At 71.0% G+C, this 23,980-nt stretch carries 17 protein-coding genes; 10 read left to right on the top strand and 7 right to left on the bottom strand.

From position 1 onward, the window contains the following. Window positions 1-27: 27 nt before the first annotated feature. Entirely contained in the window at window positions 28-1,788 is a 1,761-nt protein-coding gene (gene mutL, locus Hrr1229_RS10480; RefSeq protein ID WP_123112945.1) for a DNA mismatch repair endonuclease MutL, read from the bottom strand. Continuing rightward, on the bottom strand, window positions 1,778-4,663 hold the full coding sequence (gene mutS, locus Hrr1229_RS10475; protein WP_123112946.1) for a DNA mismatch repair protein MutS: 2,886 nt from the start codon (window positions 4,661-4,663) through the stop codon (window positions 1,778-1,780). Before mutS ends, mutL begins: the two co-directional genes overlap by 11 nt. 139 nt (window positions 4,664-4,802) lie before the next feature. Here mutS and Hrr1229_RS10470 point away from each other — a divergent pair, with 139 nt between their 5' ends. Continuing rightward, complete coding sequence (locus Hrr1229_RS10470) at window positions 4,803-5,351, top strand: J domain-containing protein (RefSeq protein ID WP_123112947.1); 549 nt, start codon at window positions 4,803-4,805, stop codon at window positions 5,349-5,351. A gap of 24 nt (window positions 5,352-5,375) precedes the next feature. Here Hrr1229_RS10470 and Hrr1229_RS10465 read toward each other — a convergent pair whose 3' ends face one another. Further along, window positions 5,376-6,071, bottom strand: coding sequence for a molybdenum cofactor guanylyltransferase (locus tag Hrr1229_RS10465; RefSeq protein ID WP_123112948.1), 696 nt, complete (start codon window positions 6,069-6,071; stop codon window positions 5,376-5,378). 213 nt (window positions 6,072-6,284) lie between these two features. Here Hrr1229_RS10465 and pdxS point away from each other — a divergent pair, with 213 nt between their 5' ends. Beyond that, window positions 6,285-7,193 carry a pyridoxal 5'-phosphate synthase lyase subunit PdxS gene (pdxS, locus tag Hrr1229_RS10460; RefSeq protein ID WP_123112949.1) on the top strand — a complete coding sequence of 303 codons (909 nt, stop codon included), beginning with the start codon at window positions 6,285-6,287 and terminating at the stop codon, window positions 7,191-7,193. A 605-nt stretch (window positions 7,194-7,798) separates the two neighbouring features. On the opposite strand, the gene Hrr1229_RS10455 is transcribed toward pdxS, so the two are convergent. Together Hrr1229_RS10455 and Hrr1229_RS10450 are read right to left on the bottom strand one after the other, a co-directional pair. After that, window positions 7,799-8,680, bottom strand: coding sequence for a homoserine kinase (locus Hrr1229_RS10455; protein WP_123112950.1), 882 nt, complete (start codon window positions 8,678-8,680; stop codon window positions 7,799-7,801). 133 nt (window positions 8,681-8,813) lie between these two features. Continuing rightward, window positions 8,814-9,065 carry a hypothetical protein gene (locus Hrr1229_RS10450; RefSeq protein ID WP_123112951.1) on the bottom strand — a complete coding sequence of 84 codons (252 nt, stop codon included), beginning with the start codon at window positions 9,063-9,065 and terminating at the stop codon, window positions 8,814-8,816. Window positions 9,066-9,202: 137 nt separating this feature from the next. Between Hrr1229_RS10450 and Hrr1229_RS10445 the strand changes: the two genes are divergently transcribed. The 6 genes from Hrr1229_RS10445 (at window position 9,203) to Hrr1229_RS10420 (ending at window position 18,513) form a co-directional block, all read left to right on the top strand. Next, window positions 9,203-10,477, top strand: a complete 1,275-nt coding sequence (locus tag Hrr1229_RS10445) for a TIGR00341 family protein (RefSeq protein WP_123114863.1) — start codon at window positions 9,203-9,205, stop codon at window positions 10,475-10,477. A gap of 158 nt (window positions 10,478-10,635) precedes the next feature. Beyond that, a complete protein-coding gene (locus Hrr1229_RS10440) occupies window positions 10,636-12,795 on the top strand; it encodes a formate/nitrite transporter family protein (RefSeq protein WP_123112952.1) in 2,160 nt (719 codons plus the stop codon). Between the two features lie 151 nt (window positions 12,796-12,946). Then, window positions 12,947-13,714: an SIMPL domain-containing protein gene (locus tag Hrr1229_RS10435; RefSeq protein WP_123112953.1), complete on the top strand. Its 768-nt coding sequence runs from the start codon at window positions 12,947-12,949 to the stop codon at window positions 13,712-13,714. A gap of 184 nt (window positions 13,715-13,898) precedes the next feature. Further along, window positions 13,899-14,936, top strand: a complete 1,038-nt coding sequence (locus Hrr1229_RS10430; protein ID WP_123112954.1) for a TAXI family TRAP transporter solute-binding subunit — start codon at window positions 13,899-13,901, stop codon at window positions 14,934-14,936. A 185-nt stretch (window positions 14,937-15,121) separates the two neighbouring features. Continuing rightward, window positions 15,122-15,619 (top strand): DUF1850 domain-containing protein, encoded by a 498-nt coding sequence (locus tag Hrr1229_RS10425; RefSeq protein WP_123112955.1) that lies wholly within the window; start codon window positions 15,122-15,124, stop codon window positions 15,617-15,619. Further along, entirely contained in the window at window positions 15,616-18,513 is a 2,898-nt protein-coding gene (locus Hrr1229_RS10420) for a TRAP transporter permease (RefSeq protein ID WP_123112956.1), read from the top strand. The genes Hrr1229_RS10425 and Hrr1229_RS10420 overlap by 4 nt, the downstream gene beginning before the upstream one ends. Before the next feature lie 57 nt (window positions 18,514-18,570). On the opposite strand, the gene Hrr1229_RS10415 is transcribed toward Hrr1229_RS10420, so the two are convergent. Together Hrr1229_RS10415 and Hrr1229_RS10410 are read right to left on the bottom strand one after the other, a co-directional pair. Further along, window positions 18,571-19,770 carry a multicopper oxidase domain-containing protein gene (locus Hrr1229_RS10415; protein ID WP_123112957.1) on the bottom strand — a complete coding sequence of 400 codons (1,200 nt, stop codon included), beginning with the start codon at window positions 19,768-19,770 and terminating at the stop codon, window positions 18,571-18,573. 158 nt (window positions 19,771-19,928) lie between these two features. Beyond that, window positions 19,929-22,346 (bottom strand): amino acid permease, encoded by a 2,418-nt coding sequence (locus tag Hrr1229_RS10410; RefSeq protein WP_123112958.1) that lies wholly within the window; start codon window positions 22,344-22,346, stop codon window positions 19,929-19,931. Window positions 22,347-22,464: 118 nt separating this feature from the next. Between Hrr1229_RS10410 and Hrr1229_RS10405 the strand changes: the two genes are divergently transcribed. Together Hrr1229_RS10405 and Hrr1229_RS10400 are read left to right on the top strand one after the other, a co-directional pair. Then, complete coding sequence (locus Hrr1229_RS10405) at window positions 22,465-23,034, top strand: YfcE family phosphodiesterase (protein WP_123112959.1); 570 nt, start codon at window positions 22,465-22,467, stop codon at window positions 23,032-23,034. A 112-nt stretch (window positions 23,035-23,146) separates the two neighbouring features. Continuing rightward, window positions 23,147-23,980: a hypothetical protein gene (locus tag Hrr1229_RS10400; RefSeq protein ID WP_123112960.1), complete on the top strand. Its 834-nt coding sequence runs from the start codon at window positions 23,147-23,149 to the stop codon at window positions 23,978-23,980.

Genomic DNA, 23,980 nt, shown 5'->3' with positions numbered 1-23,980 from the left:
GCCCCAGACGTGGTGCTTTCCGTCCGCTCACCGGTCCCGCCCGAAGCCGGCCGCGAACGTCGACTCGTCGACCGACAGCACCGTCGGCCGCCCGTGCGGGCAGGCGTACGGCCGATTGCACTCCCCGAGCCGGTCCAAGAGCGAGCGCTGCTCCTCGCGGGTCAGCTCGCCGATCTCGCCGCGCTTCAGCGACGGGTGACACGCCAGGTCGGCAAGCAGCGCCTCCCGAGCGTCTCGCGGCGACTCGCCGCCCGACAGCGTCGCGAGCGCGTCGCGGAACGCGTCCGCGTCGGCCGCCCGACCGAACGGCGCCGGCACCGCTCGCAGCCTGACGGTCCCCCCGCCGAACGGCTCCGTCTCGAAGCCGAGCGCCGCGAGCGCGTCGGCGTGCGCCTCCGCGGCCGCCGCCTCGTCCGCCGACAGCGACAGGGTCGCCGGCGGGTCGAGCGCGGCGGTCGGCACCGCCTCGTCGGCAAAGGCCCGAGCGAGCCGCTCGTAGTTCACCCGCTCGTGGGCGGCGTGGCCGTCGACGACGAGCAGCTCGTCGCCCGCCTCGACGAGGAGGTAGAGGTCGCGGAACGTCCCGATCGGTTCCGCGTCCGCGAAGGCCGCGGGGCGCTCGCCCGCCTCCCCGCCGACCGGGTCGAGCGCCGATTCGATCCCCGTGTCCACGTCGGCCTTCCGCCGGAGGTCCGCGCCCGTGAGCGCGTCGGCGACCGCCGACTCGACCGCGTCCGCGACCCGGTCGGCGTCGCGCAGCCCGACCTCCCGCTTCGCGGGATGGACGTTCGGGTCGACACGCGCGGGCGGTACGCTGACATCCACGGCCGCCACCGGCTCGCGGCCGTCCGGGAGTAAGCGTCCGTACCCGCCCCGGACCGCCGCCGCGAGCCGGTCGTTGCGCACGGGTCGCCCGTTCACCGACGCCCGGACGTGGTCGCGGGAGGCCCGGGTCACCGAGGGGTACGCGAGCGCGCCGGCGACGTCGATCGAGAGGCCCACTTCCCCTTCGCCCCCGTCCTCGACCGCGACGCTCGCGGCGAGCTCCGTCGACCGGCTCGCGGTCTCGCGGTCGTAGACGCCGAACAGGGCGTCCGTCGGCCCGGTCCCCGGGGTCGACAGCGTGGTCGCCCCGTCGTGTTCCAGCGCGAACGCGACGCGGGGGTTCGCGAGCGCGTAGTCGGCGACCAGCGCCGAGATCCGCGCGAACTCCGCGGCCGGCCCCGCGAGCGACTCCCGACGCGCCGGGCGGGTCGCGAACAGGTCCTCGACGACGACCGTCGTCCCGCGGGCGCGGCCGGCGTCGGAGACGGTCGGATCCCTCGGGTCGGAGTCGCTCGCCGCCCCGTCGACGACCACCCGCGTCCCGACGGCGCCGCCGTCGCTCGTCGTCAGTTCGAGCCGCGCGGCGTCGGCGATCGCGGCCAGCGCCTCGCCCCGGAAGCCCAACGACGCGACGCCGACCGGGTCGCCGTCGGGCGCGAGCTTACTCGTCGCGTGGCGCTCCACGGCGCGTCGGGCGTCCTCGCGGCTCATCCCGTGTCCGTCGTCGGCGACCCGGACCCGGTCGGTGCCGTCGCCGTCGACCGCGACCTCGACCGACGAGGCGCCGGCGTCGAGCGCGTTGTCGACTAGCTCCCCGACGACCCGCGCCGGCCGAGTGATCACCTCGCCGGCGGCGATCCGGTCGACGGTGGCGGCGTCGAGCCGGCGGACGCGTCCCGCCCCCTCGGTCGCTTCCGTCGACCCGCCCGGACGGCCCTCGCCGGCGCGCTCGTCACCCGCCATCGTCGAGCCTCGACTGGAGGTCGTGGAGCGCGTTCAGCGCCTCTATCGGCGTCATTCTCGCGAGGTCGAGGGCGCGGAGCTCGCTCGCGAGGTCGCTCCCGACCCCGCCCTCGGCCGCCTCGTCGAAACCGATGCCGTCGTCCGGGGTCGGGGCGTCGCCGTCGGTCGCGCTCGGGCCGTCTCCGTCGGCGTTCGCGCCCCGGCCGTCGCTCCCCGCGTCGTCGACCGCGCCCTCCTCGACGAGGAACTCGCGGAGCGAGACGTCGTCGGGGTCCGTCTCGTCGAGATCCGCATCGTCGGTCTGACCGTCGGCGGGCGGGTCTCGGTCGTCCTCGTCCGTCGCGGCTCCGCCCTCCGGGGGCGCCCCCCCGGCGTCGTCGGCCACCAGCGACCGCGACCGCTCGACCACGGGCGCGGGGACGCCGGCGAGCTCGGCCACCTCGACGCCGTACGACGAGGAGGAGGCGCCGGGGACGACCCGGTGGAGGAACGTCACGTCGCCGTCCTCGCGGGTGGCGGTGAAGTGGAGGTTGAAGACGCGCTCGCGCTCGTCGGCGAGGTCGGTGAGCCCGTGGTAATGCGTGGCGAAGAGGGCGGTGGCGCCGAGCTCGTCGTGGACGAACTCGGCGGCCGCGCGGGCGATGGCGCGCCCGTCCGTGGTGGCGGTGCCGCGCCCGACCTCGTCGAGGAGGACGAGCGAGTCCGGGCCGGCGTCGTGGAGGATCTCCGTCAGCTCGCTCATCTCGCGCATGAACGTGGACTGCCCGCCAGCGATGTCGTCGGAGGCGCCGACGCGGGTGAACAGCCGGTCGAACACCGGCAGTGAGGCCGCCTGCGCCGGGACGAACGACCCGGTCTGCGCGAGCACCGTCGCGAGCGCGACCGCCCGCATGTACGTCGACTTCCCGCTCATGTTCGGGCCCGTGATCACGGCGACCGACCCGCGCGGGAGGTCGACGTCGTTCGGGACGAACGACTCCTCGGCGCGCTCGACGACCGGGTGACGGCCCCCCTCGATCTCGACCCCGGCGTCCGGGTCGTCGACGACCTCGGGGCGGACGTAGTCGCCCTCGACGGCGACGGTCGCCAGCGAACACAGGGCGTCGAGCTCGGCGAGCGCGTCCGCGAGCCCCTGGATCCGCTCCGTCTCGGCCGCGACGCGCTCGCGGACGTCGGCGAACAGCTCGTACTCCAGGGCGTCCGCGCGCTCGGCGGCGCCGACGATCTCCTCCTCGCGCTCCTTGAGCTCGGGGGTGTAGTAGCGCTCGCTGTTCTTCAGCGTCTGCCGCCGCCGGTAGTCGTCGGGGACCCGGTCGAGGTTCGCGTCGGTCACCTCGATGTAGTAGCCGTGGACTTGGTTGTGACCGACCGACAGCGAGTCGATCCCGGTGCGCTCGCGCTCGCTCGCCTCCAGGTCGGCGACCCACTCGCGCCCCTCGCGCTCGGTCGCGCGGAGGGCGTCGAGGTCGTCGTCGAACCCCTCGCGGATCACGCCGCCGTCGGTGATCTCGGGCGGTGGGTTGACCGCGATCGCCTCGTCGATCAGCTCGCGAATCTCGGCCAGCTCGTCGAGACGGTCGCGGAGGTCGCGGAGGTGGTCGGTGCGCGGGTGATCGGAATCCCCATCCCCGGCGTCCTCCCCGTCCGCCCCCGCCAGCGTCGCCTTCAGCTCCGGGACGACCGCGAGCGTCGCGTGCAGCGAGCGCAGGTCTCGGGCGTCGGCCCGCCCCCGGGAGACGCGTCCGACGAGGCGCTCGAGGTCGTAGGCGGCCGCGAGCGCGTCGGCGATCCCCTCGCGGACCAGCGTCCGGTCGGCCAGCTCGCCGACCGCGTCGTGGCGGCTCCGGATCGCGTCGGCGTCGACGAGCGGGCGCCGGAGCCACCGCTCCAGACAGCGCCGCCCGAGCGCGCAGCTCGTCTCGTCGAGGACGTCGAACAGGGTGTCGCTGGCGCCGAGCCCGCGGTTCTCGAACAGCTCTAAGCTGCGCTGGGCCGCGGCGTCGAGCCGCAGCCGATCGCGGGGGTCGTACCGCCGGATCCGGGTGACGTACGAGAGCGGGCCGTCGTCGCCCTGCGTGTACTCGGCGTACGCGAGCACGGCGCCGGCCGCGCGCAGCTCGGTGTCCGCCTCGAACCGCCGGTCGGGCGCCGGGAGGTACGGCTCCAGGCGCTCGGTCGCGGCGCGCCGCTCGAAGGCGTCCGGGTCGTGCTCGTGGGTCGTCCAGCCGTTCTCGGCGTCCGATGGCTCGAACGCGGGGGCGTCCGGCCCCGCGATCAGCTCCGCCGGGGCGATCCGGTCGAGCTCCCCGGCGACCGCGTCGCGGTCGCCCGACGTGACGAGGCACTCGCCCGTGGAGACGTCGACGGCCGCAAGGCCGATGGGGGCCGGGGGATCGCGGGCGCTTCCGCCGCCCCCATCCCCGCCGGCCGCCACCGCCGCCACGTAGTTCGTCGTCCCCGCCTCCAGCAGGTCGTCTTCGACGACGGTCCCGGGGGTAATCACCTCGGTGACGGCGCGGTCGACGAGCCCGGACGCCTGCTCGGCGTCCTCGACCTGGTCGCCGACGGCGACGCGGTAGCCCGCGTCGAGCAGCGACTCGAGGTAGGGGGCGGCGTTGTCGATGGGGATCCCCGCCATCGGGTAGTCCCCGGTCGAGTCCGAGCGCTCCGTGAGCGTCACCTCGCAGACCCGCGCGACGACCTCGGCCGCCTCGCAGAACGCCTCGTAGAAGTCGCCGACCTGGAACAAGACGAGCGCGTCCCCGTGGGCGGCACAGAGGTCCGCGTACTGCGAGAGCATCGGCGTGAGCTCCTCGCGGGCGGCGGCGATCCCCGGCGGGAGCCCCGTCGCGACATCCCGGTCCGCAGTTGGCATACCGCGAACCCGGGCGCCCGCGGGCATAAACGGTGCGGAGGGCGGCGGGCGGGAAGGGCGCTCACGCGATCGCTCCTCACGCGACCGCTCGGCCGCGCACCGCCGAGACGCTTACAACGATGGACGCCTCAGTACGCACGTGACGAACCGGACGATCATCGTCGGCATGGCGGCGACGTTCATCGGGCTGACGGCCCTGCTGCTCGTCGCCGGGGTCGTGGTCTCGCCGGTCCTGCTGGCCGTGGCCGTCCCGTTCGGCGTCGTCTCGTACTTCCTCTGGTACCACGCCAGCGGCAAGCTCCGCGACCGCGTCCGTCGCGAGGCCGCGCGGGCGGGGCCGACCGAGCGCGAGCAGGCGCGACGGCGCGCCCGAACGGCCGAGCACCGCCGCTCCGCGCGCCGGACCGCGGGCGCGACCGACGGCGGGTTCGGCGGCGCGGCGGCCGGCCCCGGCGGAGGCGGTCCCGGCGCGGGCGGCCGGCGCGACCCGCGGGACCGCGCGCCGCCGACCGGCGGGATGACCGAGCGCGACGCGTACGAGACGCTCGACCTCGACCGGACCGCCGGTCAGGAGGCGATCCGCGAGAGCTACCGGGAGCGGGCGAAGCGGCTCCACCCCGACGGCGAGGACGGCGACGAGGAGGCGTTCAAGGAGCTGAACGAGGCGTACGAGACCCTGAAGAACTGAGCGGCGCGAGGGACGAGAACGGGGCTACGCCCGGTCGTCGTCGCCCGTCTCGATCGCCGCCGCGATCGCGGCCGCCGCCTCGTTGAGTTCCTCCCGCGTGTTGACGTTGGTGAACGTCCGTTCCGTCGTCCGCGATCGGATGGTCTCGTCGCCGACGACGACCCGGTCCAACTCCTCCAGCGGCGCCAGCACCTTCCGGTCGCCGCGGGCGAGCGCGCGATCGCAGGCCGCGGCCATCGCGTCGGCGCGGTAGGCCGCCTGCGTCGTCTGGAGCCAGCGGTCGTCGAGCCGCGGGACCGCCGCCTCGCGGCCCGCCGCGTCCTCGCGGAGCGAGGCGAGGAATCCGGGGTCGACGAACGGCATGTCGCAGGCGACGACGGCCACGTACTCGGACGGCGCGGCTCGACAAGCGTTGCGGATCCCGGCCGTCGGCCCGAGGTCGGGCTCGTCGTCGACCGCCCACGTCACCGGGAGCGGGAGCCCCGCGAGCGCCGCCCCGATCGCCTCGCGCTGGTCGGGGCGACAGTTGATCACGATCTCGTCGACGACGGGGTCGCCGCTCGCGGCGCGGGTCGCGCCCGGCGGGACGGGGTCGTCCGTCCCCGCGAGCCGGTCCGCGACCCGGCGGATCATCGGGACGCCGGCGAGCTCGGCGACGGCCTTGTCGCGGTCGCCGAAGCGGGTCGATCGCCCCCCGGCGAGGATGGCTCCGGTGGTCACGGGCGGATCTGTGACGGGCGGGGACTTCGGGGTTGCGGTGGCGTCGCAGCGGCTCCGAATGCGGGGCAGTCGCCGGCGGTCTCCGCGGGGCAGTCGCGGGGCGGTCTCCGCGGCGACGGACGCGCGCTCGCGAGGGGCCGTCGGTGCCCCGCGGACGCGACCGTTTCCGGCCGAAAGCGACCCGTTAAGTGGCCGGCGACCCACGGATCGGACATGGCAGAGGCCACGGATTTGGAGGAGCTGAAACGTGGGACCGACCTGGTCAAGCGCGGCTTCGCGCAGATGCAGAAGGGCGGCGTGATCATGGACGTCGTCAACCGCGAACAGGCCCGCATCGCGGAGGACGCCGGCGCGGTCGCCGTGATGGTGTTAGAACACGTCCCGGCGGACATCCGCAAGCGCGGCGGCGTCGCCCGGATGCCCGACCCCGAGCGCGTCCCCGAGGTCATCGACGAGGTCTCGATTCCGGTGATGGGCAAATCGCGGATCGGCCACCGCAAGGAGGCGGAGATCCTGGAGGCGCTCGGCGTCGACATGATCGACGAGTCGGAGGTCCTGACGCCCGCCGACGACGAGTACCACACCGACAAGCGCGACTTCGCCTCGCCGTTCGTCTGCGGCGCCCGGAACCTCCCCGAGGCGCTCCGGCGCATCCGCGAGGGCGCGGCGATGATCCGGACGAAGGGCGAGGCCGGCACCGGCGACGTGAATCAGGCGGTCAAACACCAGCGCACCATCAAAAACCAGATCCGCACGCTCACCGGGCTCAACCACGAGGAGCGCGAGAAGTGGGCCCGCGAACACGGCGCCCCGCGCGATCTGGTTCACGAGACCGCCGAGGCGGGCCGGCTCCCGGTCGTCAACTTCGCCGCCGGCGGGATCGCGACGCCCGCGGACGCGGCGCTGATGATGTACCACGGCTGTGACGGCATCTTCGTCGGCTCCGGCATCTTCGGCGCGGAGGACCCCGCGGCGATGGGCACGGCGATCGTCGAGGCCGTCAACAACTGGGACGACCCCGAGGAGCTCGCCCGCATCGCGAGCGGCACCGGCAAGGGGATGAAAGGGCAGTCCAACGAGGACATGCCCGAAGAGGAGAAGCTGCAGGGCCGCGGCGTTTAAATAGCGAGTTTTCCGGTTCCTGCGTTCGGTCGCTTTTGAACGGGTGTCGGGTGCGTGACGATGAGGTAAACCGTTTGCAAAGCCCTAGCCGCTCATTTATAAGAAATTGACCTCATACCGGCGGAGAACACCTCCAAAACCCCAGCTGCTCGGCTATACCTCGTCGCAGTCGCTGTGGCAGTGAACACCGCCAAAGCCCCAGCCGCGAGGGGCTCGCGGCCTGTCGGCCGCTCGCCAGTCGAGGGCTCCCTTCGGTCGCCCTCGCAACTCGCGCGGCTCGCTGCGGTCCTCGGTCACTCGCTTCGCTCGTTCCCTGCGGTCCTTGCGTCGCCGTGCTTCGTCCTCACGGCAGCGAGGCGCGAAGCGCCTCTGGAAGCCGGCGGCTTTGCCGCCGGCGACTGCCCCTTTGAGTCCCACCCGACCGCACAGCACTGCACCCTCACACCTCCCCAGCCTCGCGGTTCGCGCTCTTCGAGCGCTCACCGCGTCCCTCGCGCGGCGCTCCTCGCGCTCGCTTATAAGCGAGCGCTCGGAGGCGCGCGCCACCGCAGTCTGCTTATAAATAATCGCCAGGCGCTCCGCCGATCGCTCGCCACGTGGCGACCCTACTCCTCCAGTACCGTCGACCCCTTCCCGATCCGGGTCTGGTAGGCGCGCGCGTCGATCCCGGCCTCGGAGAAGGCATCGAGCATCGCGGCGGCGACCCCGCGCCGGCGGCCCTCGCGACAGACGGCGATGATGGCGGGGCCGGCGCCGCTGACGGTGACGCCCGCGGCGCCGGCGTCGAAGGCGGCGGCGCGCACCTCGTCGTACCCCGTGATCAGGCGGGCGCGCTCGGGGGTGACCACGGGGTCGGACATGCCGGCGCCGACGAGGTCGGGGTCGGAGCGGCACATCCCGACCGCGAGCGTGGCCGCGTTGCCGACCGTTGCGACGAGGTCCTCCATCGAGGCGGTCTCAGGGACGACGCGGCGCGCGTCGCGGGTGGAGACTGCGACGTCGGGGAGGCAGACGACGAGGGGGACCGCGGCGTCGACCGCGTGGGTCGCCTCGCTCGTCGTCACCGTGAATCCGCCGAGGATCGAGGGCGCGACGTTGTCCGAGTGGGCGACGCCGGAGACGACCGCCTCCCCCTCGGCCGCGATCGGGACCAGCTCGGAGCGGGAGAGCCCGCGGTCGTACAGCCGGTTGAGCGCGACCGCGGCGCCGGCGGCGCTGGCGGCCGAGGAGCCGAGCCCGGAGGCCGGGCGGACCCCCTTGTCGATGTGGATGCGCGCGGGCGCGTCGAGCGCCTCGACGACCGCGCCGACCGTGTTCTTCTCGGGGTCCTCCGGGATGTACTGCGCGCCGACGCCGGTGACCTCGATCGTCGTCTCCGCGGCCTTCTCGACGGTGACGACGTCCGCCGGCCGCGTGAGAGCCGCCCCGAACACGTCGAACCCGCTGCCGAGGTTCGCGCTCGTGGCGGGTGCCCGTACCGTGACCATGCCGGGGAGTGTCGCCGGGGGTGCAAAAAGGAGCGGGATCGAACAGCGGCGGCGGGGGACGGCGAGCCGATCCCGGTCGCGTCGCTGGGGCGTCGGTGGGAGAGAGGACAGAGAGCGAGTCGCGCGCCGCCGGTTAGCTGTCGGCCATCGTCCACAGCAGCGTGCCGATGAGGATCATCGGGATCCCGATCAGGATGTACGTCTTCGGCATCGTCGTGTACGGCGACATGAAGAATATCAGTCCGAAGCCGGCGAAAACGGAGGCGATCACGCGCTGGGACTTCAGCGGCACGGCTCCGAGCAGCGAGACGATGAACCCGAGCAGTATGACGTGCCCGAGATGGTAATCGAGCAGGAACGTGTCGATAGCCAGCGGCGAGAGCATTCTTGTCCGAAGGTGCGAGGGATTCGCGCATTAAAGTTCCGTTTCTCGCGAGACTGACGGGGAGGTCGACACGGCGTTCCCACCATCCCTTATAAGGGCCGGCGGCGAGACCACCCACCGTGCGACTCGTTCAGGTCATGATCCCGGCGGGAAAGCGGGCGGCCGTGGTCCGGGCGCTCGACGAGGAGGGGGTGGACTACGTCATCACCGACGAAACGAGCGGGCGCAAGTACACCGCGGTCGCGATGTTCCCGCTCCCCACCGCCGCGGTCGAGCCCGTCCTCGAACGGCTGCGCGAGGCGGGGATCGACGAGCGGACCTACACCGTCATCGTCGCCGCCGAGACGGTCATCTCCCGGCGGTTCGAGGCGCTCGAGGAGGAGTACGAGCAGGAGTCCGAGCGCGGCGGCGACCGGATCTCCCGGGAGGAGCTCCAGGCCAAGGCGGACAGCCTCGCCTCCGGGATGGGAACCTACGTGCTGATGACCGTGATCTCGGCGGTGATCGCGACCGCCGGCCTCCTGCTCGACTCGCCGGCGACCGTCGTGGGGTCGATGGTGATCGCCCCCCTGATCGGCCCCGCGATGTCGGCCGCGATCGGCACCGTCGTCGACGACGAGGACATGTTCAGACGCGGGGTCCGGATGCAGGTGCTCGGCGTCGTCGTCGCGGTCGCGGCCGCGACGCTGTTCGCGTTCGCGCTCCGGACCCTCGCGTTAGTCCCCCCCGGGCTCGATCCCCTCGAACTCGCGGAGGTCTCCGAGCGGCTCGCCCCGAACGTGTTGGTGCTCGTCGTCGCGATCGGCGCCGGGATCGCGGGGATCGTGTCGCTGATGACCGGCGTCTCCGCGACGCTGGTCGGGGTGATGATCGCGGTGGCGCTCATCCCGCCCGCGGCCGCCGTCGGCATCGGGATCGCCTTTCAGATCCCCCGGCTCGTGCTCGGCGCGGGCGTGATCCTGGCCGTGAACGTCCTCTCGATCAACCTCGCCGCGCTCGTCGTGCTCTGGTACGAGGGGTACCGGCCGCAGCGCTGGTTCCGCGAGGACGACGCGCGCGCGGCGTTCGTGAAGCGCGTCGCGGTCCTCGTCGCCGCCATCGCGGTGCTGTCGGTGTTCCTCGGCGGCGTCACCTACGAGTCCTACGCCGTCTCGACGACCGAGGCGGACATCAGAACGGCCGTCGGCGACGAGCTGGCCGCGCTCGACTCGAACGTGGAGCTGCTGGAGTTGGATATCGAGCGGACCGGGACGTTCCCCCCGCTCGAGACCGAGCGAGTGGACGTCATCGTCGGCGCGCCGCCGGGGAGCGACCTCGCGGGGCTCGCCGACGCGCTCGACGAGCGGGTCGAGACGACGATCGGGAACGACGTCCGGATCGAGGTCCGTATCGTGACCGTCGAACGCGCCTGAGCCGGCGCCGCTGCGCGATACCGACCGATCGGTCCCGTTTTCGACGGATTCGAGACGATAGGGGAGCGTCTCTCCCGTAGAAGTTCTGTATCGTCGATTTTGTCGCCGTATACCGAAAGTGGAAGTACTTTTTAACGCGGCCCGAGTGCCGTAGCACAGTGACCGACTCGACACGTTCCGACGACGATTCGATGCGCGAGGTCGTCGAGCGCTCCCGCAGCGGGGCGCCGGCGGTCGGCGAAGCGGTCCGGGACCGCTTCTCGTCGGACGAGGTGTTCCAGCGGATCATCGCCGCCGCGGACGAGGAGGTGACCTCGGGCGGGCGCGAGCTCTTCTTCAGCGGCGTCGCCGCGGGGCTGGCGATCACGATCACGTTCATGCTGTACGCCTCGCTGACGGCGTCGACCGACGGCCATCCCATCCTGAGCGTCCTGCTGTACCCGCTCGGGTTCGTCTACATCATCATCGGCGGCTACCAGCTGTACACCGAGAACACGCTCCCGCCGGTCGCGCTGACCTTGGAGCGGCTCGCGAGCCTCCCGACGCTGCTGCGCCACTGGAGTATCGTGCTCGCGGGGAACTTCACCGGCGGCGCGTTCGGGGCGGTCGTGCTCTCGTACGGCGGCGTCTTCACCGGCGACGCGGTCGACTCCGCGATATACATCTCGGCCGGCGGGCTCGACGTCGGCTTCTGGCCGCTCTTCTTCAAGGCCGCGATGGCCGGACTGATCGTCGCCGGCGTCGTCTGGGTCGGGTTCGCTTCCACGAACTCCGTCACCCGCCTGCTCGTCGTCTACCTCGCGTTCCTGGCGATCCCGCTCGGGAACCTCTACCACGTCGTGGTCTCGTTCACCGAGGTGCTGTACCTGCTGTTCGCGCAGCAGCTCGGGCTGTACACCGGCGGGGTCACCCTCGTCGGCGGGCTCGGCGGCTTCGTCCTTCCGGTGCTGCTCGGGAACACCATCGGCGGGATCGTGCTCGTCACGCTGGTGAACTACTTCCAGACCAGCGAGGAGCGGTTAGAGGAGGCGCGCTTCGAGGGGATGACCCGCCGGCTGACGGTGCCCGAGTGGGTGCTCGGCCGGGCCGCGGGGCGCTCGTACGTCCCGATCTTGGACGCCACGGAGGCGACGCTGTTCGCCAACGAGGGCCACCGGATCATGGTCCCGATCACGAACCCGCGGACCGACGGCCCGATCGTCGAGCTCGCGAGCCGGATCGCCAGCGACCACGAGGACGGGCTCGTCCACATCGTCCACGTTGTACAGGCGCCGGAGCGGATGTCGCTGTCGGCGGGCGCGGGCCGAATCGCCGACGTCTCCGAGGAAGGGATGGCGGGACTGCGCGAGACCGCAGAGGGGTACGACGTCGACGTCTCGACGTCCACCGTCGTCTCCCACCGCTCGTTCGAGGAGGTGTTCAACATGGCCCGCCGGACCCGCCCGGAGGCCGTGCTGATGGGCTGGGGCGAAGACCAGCTGTGGAACGCCGCCCGCGCGGAACGCCCCATCGACGAGCTCACCAACCAGCTCCCCTGCGACTTCCTCATCCTGAGCGAGACCGACCTCGACACCTCGAGGATACTCCTCCCGACCTCCGGGGGGCCGGACTCGGCGCTCGGCGCGGAGGTCGCGAACGTGCTCTCGCGGACCGCCGGCGCCGAGGTGACGCTGCTCCACGTGGTCGACGGGGCCGAGGAGCGCGACGCGGGCGAGGGGTTCCTCGCCGGCTGGGCGACCGAGCACGGCCTCGCCGACGCGAGGCGGGTCGTCGACGAGGGCGGCGACGTCGAGGACGCGATCGCCCGAGAGGCCGTGAACAACACCCTCGTCATCATCGGGGCTACGGAGAAGGGGCTCCTCTCCCGGCTCGTCTCGAACTCGCTGCACTTGGACGTGATCCACGACGTCGACTGCTCGGTGCTGCTCGCCGAACGCCCCAGCAGCCGCTCGATCCGCGAACGGCTGTTCGGCTCGGGGCGCCGGGTCTCCGGACCGCCGGACGGCGGCGTCGAGCGCGATCCCGCCGCGTCGCGAGGGGCCGAGCTCACCGGCCCCGACGACTCCGGTCCGATCCCCCCGAGGCGCGGGAGCTCCGACGACGACGACGCCGACGGGAGCACCGACGGGAGTTCGACCGACGAGTCGACGGAGCCGACGGTGATCACCGACCACGAGGACCCCGGCGACGGGGAGGAGGTCGAAGAAGAAGCGGTCGGCGATGAGGGGGAGAGCCCCCCGCCCGAGCGGTCGGTCGTCACCGATCACGACGACCCGGAGGAGGGGGACGAGACGGACGACCCCGACGACACGACGTGACCGACCACGCGACCGACGACACGACCGGCAACGCGACCGACGACACGACCGACCACGCGACGTAACCGACCGCGTCACGGGGCGGTCGATAGCGCAAACGGCTCTTTGTCCCACCGGCGACTTATAGTGAGCTCCGAGCGACGGGTCGAGCATGGACCGAAGACTGGCGACTGCGGCCGGGCTCGTGCTGCTCGTCGCGCTGGCGGGCTGCGCGGGACTCCCCGGCTCGACGGGAGACGCGGGGACCGCCGCGAACGCGGCTCCGGGAGAGGAACCGGCGCTCGACAGGAGCATCGAAGTGACGGCGGACGGCGTGGCCACGGCCGAGCCCGACCGCGCCACGATCCGCGTGGCGGTGACCGCGACGGGCAACGACTCGGCGGCGGTCCGCGACGAGCTCTCCGCCGCGGACGAGTCGGTTCGGGCGGCACTCACCGACTGGGGACTCGACGAGGACGACATCCGCACCGACCGCTACGACGTGCGCGAGTCGTACGAGACCCGGGACGATCCGGATCGGACGACGTATCAGGGCGTCCACAGCTACGCCGTCACGATCGACGACGTGGACGCGGTCGGCGAGGTGATCGACGTCGCGGTCGACGCCGGCGCCGACGAGGTGCGGCGCATCGAGTTCGGGCTGAGCGAGGAGCGCGAGCGCGAGGTGCGCGCGGCGGCGATCGAGAACGCGATGGCGAACGCCGACGACGACGCGGCCGTGCTCGCGAACTCCAGCGGGCTCGAGGTCACCGGCGCGTACAGCGTCTCCACCGCGGACGCCGGGGTGACGCCGTACCGGGTCGCCGAGACCGCGATGGCCGCGGGCGGCGACGGCGGCGACGCCGCGACGGGAGTCGAGACCGGCGACGTGAGCGTCCGAGTCAGCGTCAACGTCGTCTACGGTGCGGAACGGGCCTAGACGGAGACCGGGTCGGCGCTCCGACCCTCAGCCCCGCCCCGGACCCGCCGGGAATCGAAAACGGGATCGCGGCTTTTAGCGGCAGAAACAGCCGGAATATGGCGGATTAGCGGTATTTAAACTGCGTCTGCTCCGTTGAGATTCCACCGACAGATACATAGGGAAGTGATCGGATCCTAAAACTATGCCGGACGATTACAACACCGATGGTATCGATCGACGAAAGATTCTTAAAGGAGCCGCAGCCGCGGGCCTCGTCGGCATCGCGGGCTGTTCGGGAGACGGCGGCGACGGCTCCGACGGGAGCGACGGCAGCGACGGCGACGACGGCTCCGACGGGAGCGACGGGTCCGACGGCGGAGGCACCGAAAGCCGCCTGAGCTGGCACGCGGGCGGGACCGGCGGGACCTACTTCCCGCTCTCGAACGAGATCAAGACCATCGTCGAGGCGAACACCGACTTCTCGCTGAACGTCCAGTCGACGGGTGCGAGCGTCGAGAACGTCGGCAGCCTCGCCGACGGGTCGGCCGACTTCGCGCTGATCCAGAACGACATCGCCTCGTTCGCGAAGAACGGGACGGGCATCGACGCCTTCCAGGACAACGCGATCGAGAACCTCCAGGGCGTCGCGACGCTGTACCCGGAGACGATCACGCTCGTCACGCTGGCGGAGAACGACATCTCCTCCGTCGGGGACCTCAGCGGCGCGACGATCAACACCGGCGACCTCGGGTCGGGGACGCAGGTCAACGCGGTGCAGATTCTGGAATCGATCGGGGTCACCGACTACAACGAGCAGAACGCCGGCTTCTCGCAGGCGTCCGAACAGCTCGCTAACGGCGACATCGACGCGGCCTTCGTCGTCGGCGGCTGGCCGGTCGGCGCGATCGAGGACCTCGCGAACACGAACGACATCGAGATCGTTCCGATTTCGGGCGAGAACCGCGAGGCCGTCAAGGAGGACGCCTCCTGGTTCGCGAACGACACCATCCCCGGCGGCACGTACAGCGGCGTCGAGGAGGACATCGAGACCGTCGCCGTGCAGGCGATGATCGCCACGAACGCCGGGGTGCCGGCCGACACCGTCGAGACGGTCACCGCCGCCATCTTCGACAACCTCGACGAGCTCACGATCAAGACCGACTTCATCACCGTCGACAGCGCGCAGGACGGGATGTCCATCGAGCTGCACGAGGGAGCGGCGTCCTACTTCGACGCGTAGACGCTCCGAGGACCGCCCCGACGCGGATCGGCCGCTCGTACGGGGCCGCGGGCGAGTCGTATCGGTTCCACTGAGGGACGCTCCCCGTCGATCGCGGGGGACCGCGCCGCCGACGGCCGGTCGCGTCCTGTTCAAACTGCCTCACGAGCTGTCCAACCCCGACACCACCGGAATCACTCGAAGACATGGGCCGCCTTTCTCAGCCGAACGTCGGTGCCGCGATCCTCGCGCTCGGAGTGCTCGCTTTCGTCGTCGTCGCGGTGACCGCCCCGATCGGCGCCGCCCTCGTCGTCGAGGACATCGAGACGGGCGAACGATACGTCGCGGAGCCGGTGAACGACGGGAGCACGGTTGCGCTCGAGTACACCCACAGCGTCGAGAAGTCCCGGGTGTACGACGAGTACCGCGTCGACGGGGAAACGCTCGTGAACACGCGGATGGAGTTCGAGTCCTACGGCTGGGGGCTTCCCGCGCGCGTCAACGTCACGAACGTGAACGGGACGTTCGTGTACGAGCCCGATGAGCCGATCACGGCACTCGACGAGCTCTCCGTCTCGCCGGGACGGATCGCCGACCACACGCTGATCGTCGACGACCGGCGATACGACCTCGTGGCGGTCACGGACGGCAACGACGTGAAATTGCACATCGAACGACGGTCGCTTCTCGAGATGATCCTATGACCAAGACCCATCGAACAGACGGCGGTATCGACGACCCGAACGACGGCGGTCCCGGAAGCGACGAGCCCAGAGACGACGGCCCCGGAGAAGACGAGCCCGAAGGCGACGGCCCCGGAGGCGACGACCCGGGTGCCGACGATCCGCCGGACGACGGGACGCCCGAGGAAATTTCCCGCGAGGAGGCGGACGAGCTGATACAGGAGATCGAGCGCCGCCGCTCGCTGCAGGGGGCTGCCGCGGTGGCGGTCGCGGTGATCGGGATCGCGTTTTCGGTCTTCCAGCTGTTCCTCGCCGCGCGGAGCTTCACGTTCACGGTCTGGCTTCCGACCGTCGAGATCGCGGGGATCGCGCTCGCCCCCTGGCAGGTCTCGCTCCAGCTCCTGCAGGCGAACGCGATCCACGTCGCCTTCGCGCTCGTGCTCACGTTCCTGCTGTTCCCGGTGAGCACCGGCGACGGGTTCGTCGCGCAGGCGCTCGGTCGGGTCGCGCCGGCGGCGTCCCGTCGCCTCGGTGAGGGGAACCCCGTCACGCGACTGCTCGAACGGGGTCGGGCGGGACTGCGCTGGGCGTTCCTCGACCCCGACCGCGACAGAGTGACGCCGGCGGACCTGGTGTTCATCGTCGCGGCGTTCCTGTCGGCGTTTTACTTCCTGACGGAGTTCGCGGAGATCCAGAACATGCGCGTCTTCGGGGTCGACTCGGGGCGGCCGATCACCGAGGTGTACGCGTTCCTCCAACCGCTGCTCGGCGGCGTCCCGTTCGTGAGCGAGTACTCCTACGCGATGATTCTTGGCGTGACCGGTGTCCTGCTGGTGTTGGAGGCCACCCGCCGGACGCTCGGCCTCCCGCTGATGATCATCGTCGCCACGTTCATCGTCTACGCCCGCTGGGGGTACCTCATCAGCTCGGGCACGCCGTTCCTCGGGCTGCTCGCGATCCCGGAGCTCACCTGGCCGGACATCGTGCAAAACCTCTGGTACAACACCGAAAACGGGGTGTTCGGCATTCCGGTGACGGTGTCGGTGAGCTTCATTTACATCTTCATCCTGTTCGGTTCGTTCCTCGAGATGAGCGGGGCCGGCCAGTGGTTCATCGACCTGGCGTACGCGCTCACCGGGGGTCGCAAGGGCGGCCCGGCCAAGGCGAGCATCCTCGCCAGCGGGTTCATGGGAACCATCTCGGGGTCGTCGATCGCCAACACGGTCACGACCGGCGCGTTCACGATCCCGCTGATGAAGCGGTCGGGGTACTCGCCGGAGTTCTCCGGCGCCGTCGAGGCGTCAGCGTCCTCCGGGGGACAGATCCTCCCGCCCGTGATGGGCGCGGCCGCCTTCCTGATGGTCCAGTACACGGCGACGCCGTTCGCCGACATCATCATCATCGCGACGATCCCGGCGATCGTCTTCTTCTTCGGCGTCTGGGTGATGGTCCACCTCAAGGCGGTCGAGGCGGGGATCGGCGGCGTCTCCGACGCGGACACCGTGGACCTCTGGAGCCACCTCAAGCGCGGCTGGTTCTACCTGGTCCCGATCGTGCTCCTCCTGTACTACCTCATCATCGAGCGGCTCTCGGTCTCACGGTCGGCGTGGTTCACGCTCGTGGCGCTCGTCGGGCTGATCGCGCTCGTCTCGGCGTACAGCGAGGAGACGCGGCTCCGCCTCCTCGCCGTCTTCGCGGCGATCGTCGGCGTCGAGCTGGCGAGCCACGCGGTGGCCGGCGTGAACGTCGTCGGCCTCGTCACCGGGGCCGGCGGTGCGGGGCTCCCGCCCGGCGAGGCCGCCACCGCCCTGCTCGCGGGGATCGAGTGGTACGCGATGCTCGCGGGAGTGATCACGCTGCTGTCAAAGCCCGACCTCGACGCGTCGCTGCTCGACCTGAACCCCTCGGTCCGGGACACCGCCGAGACGATCGGCGATCGAACCGGCCGGGACCTGGAGGACAGCCAGCCGTTCAAGCTCGGCACGTTCGTGGTCACGTCGATGGAGCAGGGCGCGCGCACCGCGGTCCCGGTCGTGGTCGCGGTCGCGGCCGCGGGGATCATCCCCGGCGTCATCAGCGTCTCCGGGCTCGGCCCCAACCTGACTTCGCTGCTGTTGGCGCTCTCGGGCGGCTCGATCGTGATCATGCTGCTCGTGACGGCGGTCTCGAGCATCATCCTCGGGATGGGGATGCCGACGACGGTCACCTACATCATCCTCATCTCGATGCTCGCGACGCCGCTCGTGGAGTTCGGCATCCCGCTTCTGGCCGCCCACCTGTTCATCCTCTACTTCGGCGTGATCGCCGACATCACGCCGCCGGTGGCCGTGGCGGCGTACGCCGCCAGCGGGGTCGCCAAGTCCGACCCGTTCGAGACCGGCGTGAAGGCGTTCTCGCTGTCGCTGAACAAGGCGATCGTCCCCTTCGCGTTCGTGCTCGCGCCGGGGATCGTCCTGCTGCGCGAGAAGGCGAACGCCGCCGAGCTGCCGCTTCGAGAACGGTACCGCGTGATCGGGTTCCAAGACCTCGCCGAGCTCTCCTACTCGGTCCCCGAGATCATCGTTCCCGTCATCGGGGTCTTCCTCGGCGTGGTCGCGCTCGGCGCGACCGTCATCGGGACGCTGTACGCGCGCGTCGGCCGCGTCGGTCGGGCCGCGTTCGCCCTCAGTTCGCTGCTGCTGATGGCGCCGAGGCTGCTCTCCGAGTCTGTCTTCGACACGCTCGGGCTCGTCGGCGTGACCGTCTCCGTCAACGCGCTCCTGCTCGACCTGACCCTCCGTAGCGTCGGGTTCGCCCTGTTCGCTGCGCTGACCGTCCGGAACCGTCGGAAGGCAGAGCGCGAGGGCGACGGGGGAGACGGACCGAGCACCGAGTCGGAGTCGAGCGAGATCGCCGCCGGCGTCGACTCGGCCTGAGCGGCCGGTCGCTCGCTTCGAGCGAGCGGTTACGTCGGGCCTCGTAGCCGGCAAAAATCAGGCCTCGTAGCCGGCCATCTCCATCACGGACGCGAACTGCTCGGTGTCCGTGACGCTCTCGTAGGCCATCCCGCCGATCATCCCGCCGGGGTAGGTGTCGCCGTTCATCGCGTGGTTCACCTTGTGGCAGTGGAGCGCGTACACGCCGGGGTCGGCGCCCGCGGTGAACTCGATCGTCTTCCGCTCGGCGGGCGCGATGGGGATCACGTCCTCGCGGTGCCGGGCGGCCTCGGGGATGACGCCGCCGTCCTTCTCGACGACGGTGAACCCGTGGTTGTGGGTGTGCATCGCGTGCGACTCGTAGCCGGCGTTGACGTAGTGGATCCGGACCCGGTCGCCCTCCTCGACGATCAGCGGCGACCCCTGCTCGGGGTGGAAGGTGTACGGCGCGGAGCGGCCGTTCACGGTGAACGCGTCCGGGTTGCGGTCGCGGTGGCTGAAGGAGACGTCGCCGCCGGCCGTCGAGGCGGAGAGGCGGGTGTCCCAGTCTTTGATCGTCATGAACGCCTCCTTGTCGGGGGCCTCGTACCCCTCCGGATCGACGCGGAGGATCCCGTACATCCCCATGTCGAGGTGGTTCTGCGTCTGGTAGTGGCAGTGGTAGAAGTGGGTGCCGGGCTGGTTCGCGGTGATCTCGTAGGTGTGTTTCTCGCCGGGTGCGACCTGCTGCCCGGTCGTCGTGGGGACGCCGTCGTCCATCCAGCTCTTCGAGAGCCCGTGGACGTGGAACGTGTGCGGGCGGTTGTGCGCCGAGTTGTCGTAGGTGATCTCCATCTCGGTCCCCTCGGTCACCCGGAGCAGCGGGCCGGGGACGCTGGGGTCCGTGTCCGGCGTCTGCCACGCCCAGACCTCGGGCAGCTCCCAGGGGCCGCCCTGCGTCTCGTCGCCGAGCAGCCGGTGGCGACACGGCGTCGTGGACACCGTGATCTGACCGTCGCGCTCGTCGAGATCGATCGTCGTCCGGGGCGTCGTGTACGGGTGGTCCGTCGCCACGCCGGTGGCGTCGCTCCCCGACCACTCCGCGACCCGTTCGGTCGCCGCCTCGCCGCCGCCGGCCGCGTTCTCCGCCGCCGCGGTGCTCTCGGCCCGCGGGGCGCCGCAGCCCGCGAGTCCGACCGTCCCGAGCGCCGCGGCCGCCGAGAGGAACCCGCGTCTGGAAGCCGTGCGTCGACCGGCGTTGTCGTCGTCTCTCGTCATGGCCGAACATGAACGGGTGATTAATTTAAATTAGAAACCGGATCTACGGGACGTGAGAACGCGGTCGTCGGCCGATTTGTTTATATATTCCCCAAGTCGGGCGCGCGGTCTCGTCACCGGTGACGCACGAGGCGTACGTCCCCGAACGACGGTCGGAGCTACTCCTCCGCCTCGGGTTCGCCGGTCTGGGTCGGACTGCGCTGGATCCCCTTGAGGTACCGGTACACCGGGTACACGTACTCCTCGATCGGCCCCTGCACTCCGCGCGGGCTCGAGTACACCAGCACCGGCACGCCGCTCCCCTGAGCGAGTTTGATCACGTTGTCGGGGGTGCTCCCGAAGACGCGGCGCCGGAGGCGACGGGTCCGGGTGGCCCCGATGAGCAGGATACCGCCGTTCTTGCTCGCCTGATCCACCAGCCCGTCGGCGATCGTCTGGGCGGTGATGTTGTGGATCTGGACCGACGACGCGTGCGGAAGGCCGGAGACGGTCGCCTCCGCGTTCTCCGGGCGGCCCTCGCCGCCCTCCGGCGTGATGTTGATGACGTGGATCTCCGCGTCCTGCTCGCCCATCCGGTCGATGAGCGAGAGCAGGTCCATGTGGTGCGGGCCGCCGCCGGCCCCGATGTTGACCACGTCGAGGACGTCCGGGTCCAGCACGCCGCTCGCGAACAGCACTCCGCACGGAGACTTGTACTCCACGTGCTCGGCGACTTCGGTGTGCTCCTCGGGGTACCCCATCAACACGAGGGCCGACTCCTCGTTCCGGGCCGTCTGGACGATGTCAAATCCGACGTCCCGGCAGGTGTGTCCCTCGACCGCGTAGGGCACGTCGAGGTCCTCGGCCGCCAGCAGGTCCTGGATGCGCCGCACCCGGCCGCGGGTGATCTCCTCGACCGCCTCGTACGGCGTCTGCTCGGGGATCTGCGTGACCGTCATCACGTCGACGAACGTCTCTCCCGGCTGGTACTCGCCGATCGCCGCCGCCAACCGGACGTACCTGACGGCCCGTTCCGGCCGCGCGACCGGGACGAGGATACGGAAGGAGTCCTCGCTCGGCACCTCCGGGGCGCCCGCCGACACGGCAGTGGGTTCGGCGGCGCCGACCTCGGCCTCGGGCGCTCCCTCTGTCTCCGCTCGGCCTTCAGGTTCGGTGGACGGAACCACCTCCTCGTACAGCTCGTCCATGTCCGGCTCGCCGCCCCAGACCAGGTACCCCGCGAGCACGACGAGGACGAGGAAGACGCCGACGACGACGCCCTTCACCGGGAGGTTGGTGATGAGCGCGACGTTCGCGAAGACCCCGACGATCGGAATTACCGGGACGCCCGGCACCCGGAACCCGCGTTCGAGGTCGGGGTACCGGCGCCGAGAGTAGATGAGCGCGATGTTAACCACGGAGAGCGGCAACAGCAGGTTCAGCGTCGCGAAGCCGGTGAGCGTGGTCAGTCCCAAGTCGGTGAGAGTGAGCGGCCCGAGCGCCGGCAACGACACCGTGAGATCGAACGGGACCGCGCCGCCTTCCGCCGGGAAGAGGCCGATGAACACGACGATCAGCGCGACGATCACCGCTGTCGCCGACATCACGCTCCAGAACGGGGTGCCGTACTGCCGGTGGATGCGCGAGAACGGCCGCGGCGCCTGCCCCTGCCGGCCCATCAGCGAGCCGATTCCGCTGGCCGCGAGGATGCTCGCGTTCGACGCGCTCACCATGCTGAAGATCGCCCCGGCGACGATGAGCGAGCGCCCGATCGGTCCGAGGAAGCCGGCGGCGACGCGCCCCATCGCGGTCTCGCCCTCCTGCGCGATGACCTCGGCCGGGACCGGCGAGTTCACCATCGACACGATGACGAGCGCGTAGAGGACCGTCACCGTGAGGATGCTCGCGCCGATCGCGAGCGGTACCGTGCGGCGGGGCTCGATGATCTCCCCGGCGCTCGCGGCGATCGCGGAGAACCCGAAGAAGGTGATGAACGCCAGCGCGGCGATCGAGACGATCCCGATCGGGTCGGTCGTGAACCCGGCCGAGAAGTTGCCGACGGCGACGGACGGCCCTCGGAACGCGACGGCGCCGCCGACGAACGCGAGGAGGACGGCCACCTTCGCGCCCGTCACGAACAGCTGGAAGGTCCCGCTCTCCTCGGTCCCCCTGGCGTTGAGCGCGCCGAGCAGCAGGGCGGCGAGCACGCCGGAAGTCCCGTGCGGGAGGAAGTGGAGCGACTCCGGGAGGATGAACCGGACGACCCACTCGTCCATCGTCGCGAGGTAGAAGGCGGTCGTACCGGTGTAGCCTAAGAACAGCATCGCGCCGACGACGTACACCAGCGTGTCGTGTTCGAAGGTCCGCGAGGAGAACAGGTAGCCGCCGCCGTTCTCGGAGTAGATCGACGCGAACTCGGAGTACGACGCCGCGGTCAGGCCGGCGACCACCGCCGCGAGGACGAAGGCGATCACGGCGCTGCTCCCGATCTCGGCGACCGCCGTTCCCGACAGCGAGAAGATCCCCGCCGCGATCATCGTGCCGAGACCGATCGCGTAGGCGATTTTGAAATCGAGCGTCCGGGTGTGCTCCACCATTACGCCCCGATCCGGAATGGGGATACCAAAAACTATTGTTTCCTAACACAGCCCCGGAAGCGATTGTCGAATCCGAACGTGCGCGGGATTTATTCGGCTCCGCCGCGACCGCGAAGCCATGCTCGTCGGCATCGTCTCCGACACCCACGACGACCTCGCCGCCGTCGAGGCGGCCGTAGCGCTGTTCGACCGAGAGGGCGTCGACGCCGTCGTCCACTGCGGCGACTTCGTCGCGCCCTTCTCCGTGACTCCGTTCGACGTCGGCGGCGACGACCCCGACGCCGGCTTCGATTTCTACGCCGCCCGCGGCAACAACGACGGGGAGTGGGCGGTCGAGTCGACCGTCGAGTCGTTCGGCACCTACCTCGGCGAGGCCGGGACGCTCTCGTTCGGTGGCGGCGGGAACGCCGTCGACGTCGCGGTCACCCACGGGACGAGCGGCGTCGTCGTCGACGCCCTCGTCGACTGCGGCGACTACGACTACGTGTTCCACGGTCACACGCACGCGCACGGCGTCGAGGAGCGCGACGGGACGGTCCGGGTGAACCCCGGCGGCCTCCCGATCCCGGGCGAGGGCGCGGACAACGACTTCCGCGTCGCGACCCTCGGGGCGGACGCCGACGGAGCGGTCGGGGGCGACGTGGCGACGGGCGTCGACGCGGTGACGCACCACACGCTGGAGTTATAAATAGCGGACGGCGGCGCGGTGCGGTCGAACCCGGAGTAAGACGCCGCGAGCGACACACAAACGCGTGTTTGTGTCATCGGGAGTCTTTTGAGGTGTCAGTCGGAGAAGGTGTATGGACAGGCGTTCGTTCCTCGTCGGAGCGAGCGGTGCAGCGAGCGCCCTCGCCGGCTGCGCCGACCTCGTCACGCCCGGCGAGGGGGGAGTCGCCGAGCGGGACCTCCCGGAGCGGCCCGCTGACCTGACCCCCGAGTCGGTCGCCGCGTACGTCGCCGACTACGAGGAGGTACGGGTGCACAACCGCCACGCGAGGGAGGGAGCGACCGAGGTGACCGTCGACGCCGTCGCGACGTTCGACCGCGCCTCAGGGGGCGACTACTTCGCGACCGCCCAGCACGCCGGCACGGTGTACGAGGAGCAGGACGGCGCCAGGTCGGTCGGCGAGCTGTACGGCCGCCCGGTGCCGTACCTGGTCGCTCCGGATCGAACGCTCCGGCTGCCGGTGACGCGGCGGCGGGTCGCCCCCGGCGCGTCCGACCGCCCGCCGGACGAGACGGCGTCGCCGCCGCTCGGCGTCCGACTGTGCAACGTCACCGACGAGCCGCGCGAGTTCGCGGTGACCGTCGTCCGGCGGAGCGTCGGGGAGGAGTCGGACGCTGCGACCACTGACGCGACCGACGCCGACGTCGCCGAGGTGACCGGCGAGGAGGGCGACCTCGTCTGCTCGACGACGGCCGCGCTCGACCCGGAGAGCGCGGTCGAGCTGCTGGCGATCACCGACGTCCGCGGCAGCTACCGCGTCACCGCCAGCATGGAGGACGACGGCGTCACCGGACAGGGACGGATCGAGGTCGGGCTGCCGGGCGCCGACCGCGCCCCCAACGTCGACGTAGTGATCGACGAGAGCGGCGTCTCGGCGTGGCACCTCCCGTCGTTCGAGGGGATCTGA

This window comes from Halorubrum sp. CBA1229, assembly GCF_003721435.2.
Lineage (GTDB): Archaea > Halobacteriota > Halobacteria > Halobacteriales > Haloferacaceae > Halorubrum.
Note: the sequence above shows the minus strand (reverse complement) of the source record. Positions and strands in the feature narration are given on the sequence as shown.

Excerpts from the sequence above, each read along its gene's own strand:
- mutL (WP_123112945.1), bottom strand. The coding sequence starts at position 1,788 with ATGGCGGGTGACGAGCGCGCCGGCGAGGGCCGTCCGGGCGGGTCGACG.
- Hrr1229_RS10405 (WP_123112959.1), top strand. The coding sequence starts at position 22,465 with ATGCTCGTCGGCATCGTCTCCGACACCCACGACGACCTCGCCGCCGTC.
- Hrr1229_RS10420 (WP_123112956.1), top strand. The coding sequence starts at position 15,616 with ATGACCAAGACCCATCGAACAGACGGCGGTATCGACGACCCGAACGAC.
- Hrr1229_RS10400 (WP_123112960.1), top strand. The coding sequence starts at position 23,147 with ATGGACAGGCGTTCGTTCCTCGTCGGAGCGAGCGGTGCAGCGAGCGCC.
- pdxS (WP_123112949.1), top strand. The coding sequence starts at position 6,285 with ATGGCAGAGGCCACGGATTTGGAGGAGCTGAAACGTGGGACCGACCTG.
- Hrr1229_RS10415 (WP_123112957.1), bottom strand. The coding sequence starts at position 19,770 with ATGACGAGAGACGACGACAACGCCGGTCGACGCACGGCTTCCAGACGC.
- Hrr1229_RS10435 (WP_123112953.1), top strand. The coding sequence starts at position 12,947 with ATGGACCGAAGACTGGCGACTGCGGCCGGGCTCGTGCTGCTCGTCGCG.
- mutS (WP_123112946.1), bottom strand. The coding sequence starts at position 4,663 with ATGCCAACTGCGGACCGGGATGTCGCGACGGGGCTCCCGCCGGGGATC.
- Hrr1229_RS10430 (WP_123112954.1), top strand. The coding sequence starts at position 13,899 with ATGCCGGACGATTACAACACCGATGGTATCGATCGACGAAAGATTCTT.
- Hrr1229_RS10410 (WP_123112958.1), bottom strand. The coding sequence starts at position 22,346 with ATGGTGGAGCACACCCGGACGCTCGATTTCAAAATCGCCTACGCGATC.
- Hrr1229_RS10445 (WP_123114863.1), top strand. The coding sequence starts at position 9,203 with ATGATCCCGGCGGGAAAGCGGGCGGCCGTGGTCCGGGCGCTCGACGAG.
- Hrr1229_RS10425 (WP_123112955.1), top strand. The coding sequence starts at position 15,122 with ATGGGCCGCCTTTCTCAGCCGAACGTCGGTGCCGCGATCCTCGCGCTC.
- Hrr1229_RS10455 (WP_123112950.1), bottom strand. The coding sequence starts at position 8,680 with ATGGTCACGGTACGGGCACCCGCCACGAGCGCGAACCTCGGCAGCGGG.
- Hrr1229_RS10450 (WP_123112951.1), bottom strand. The coding sequence starts at position 9,065 with ATGCTCTCGCCGCTGGCTATCGACACGTTCCTGCTCGATTACCATCTC.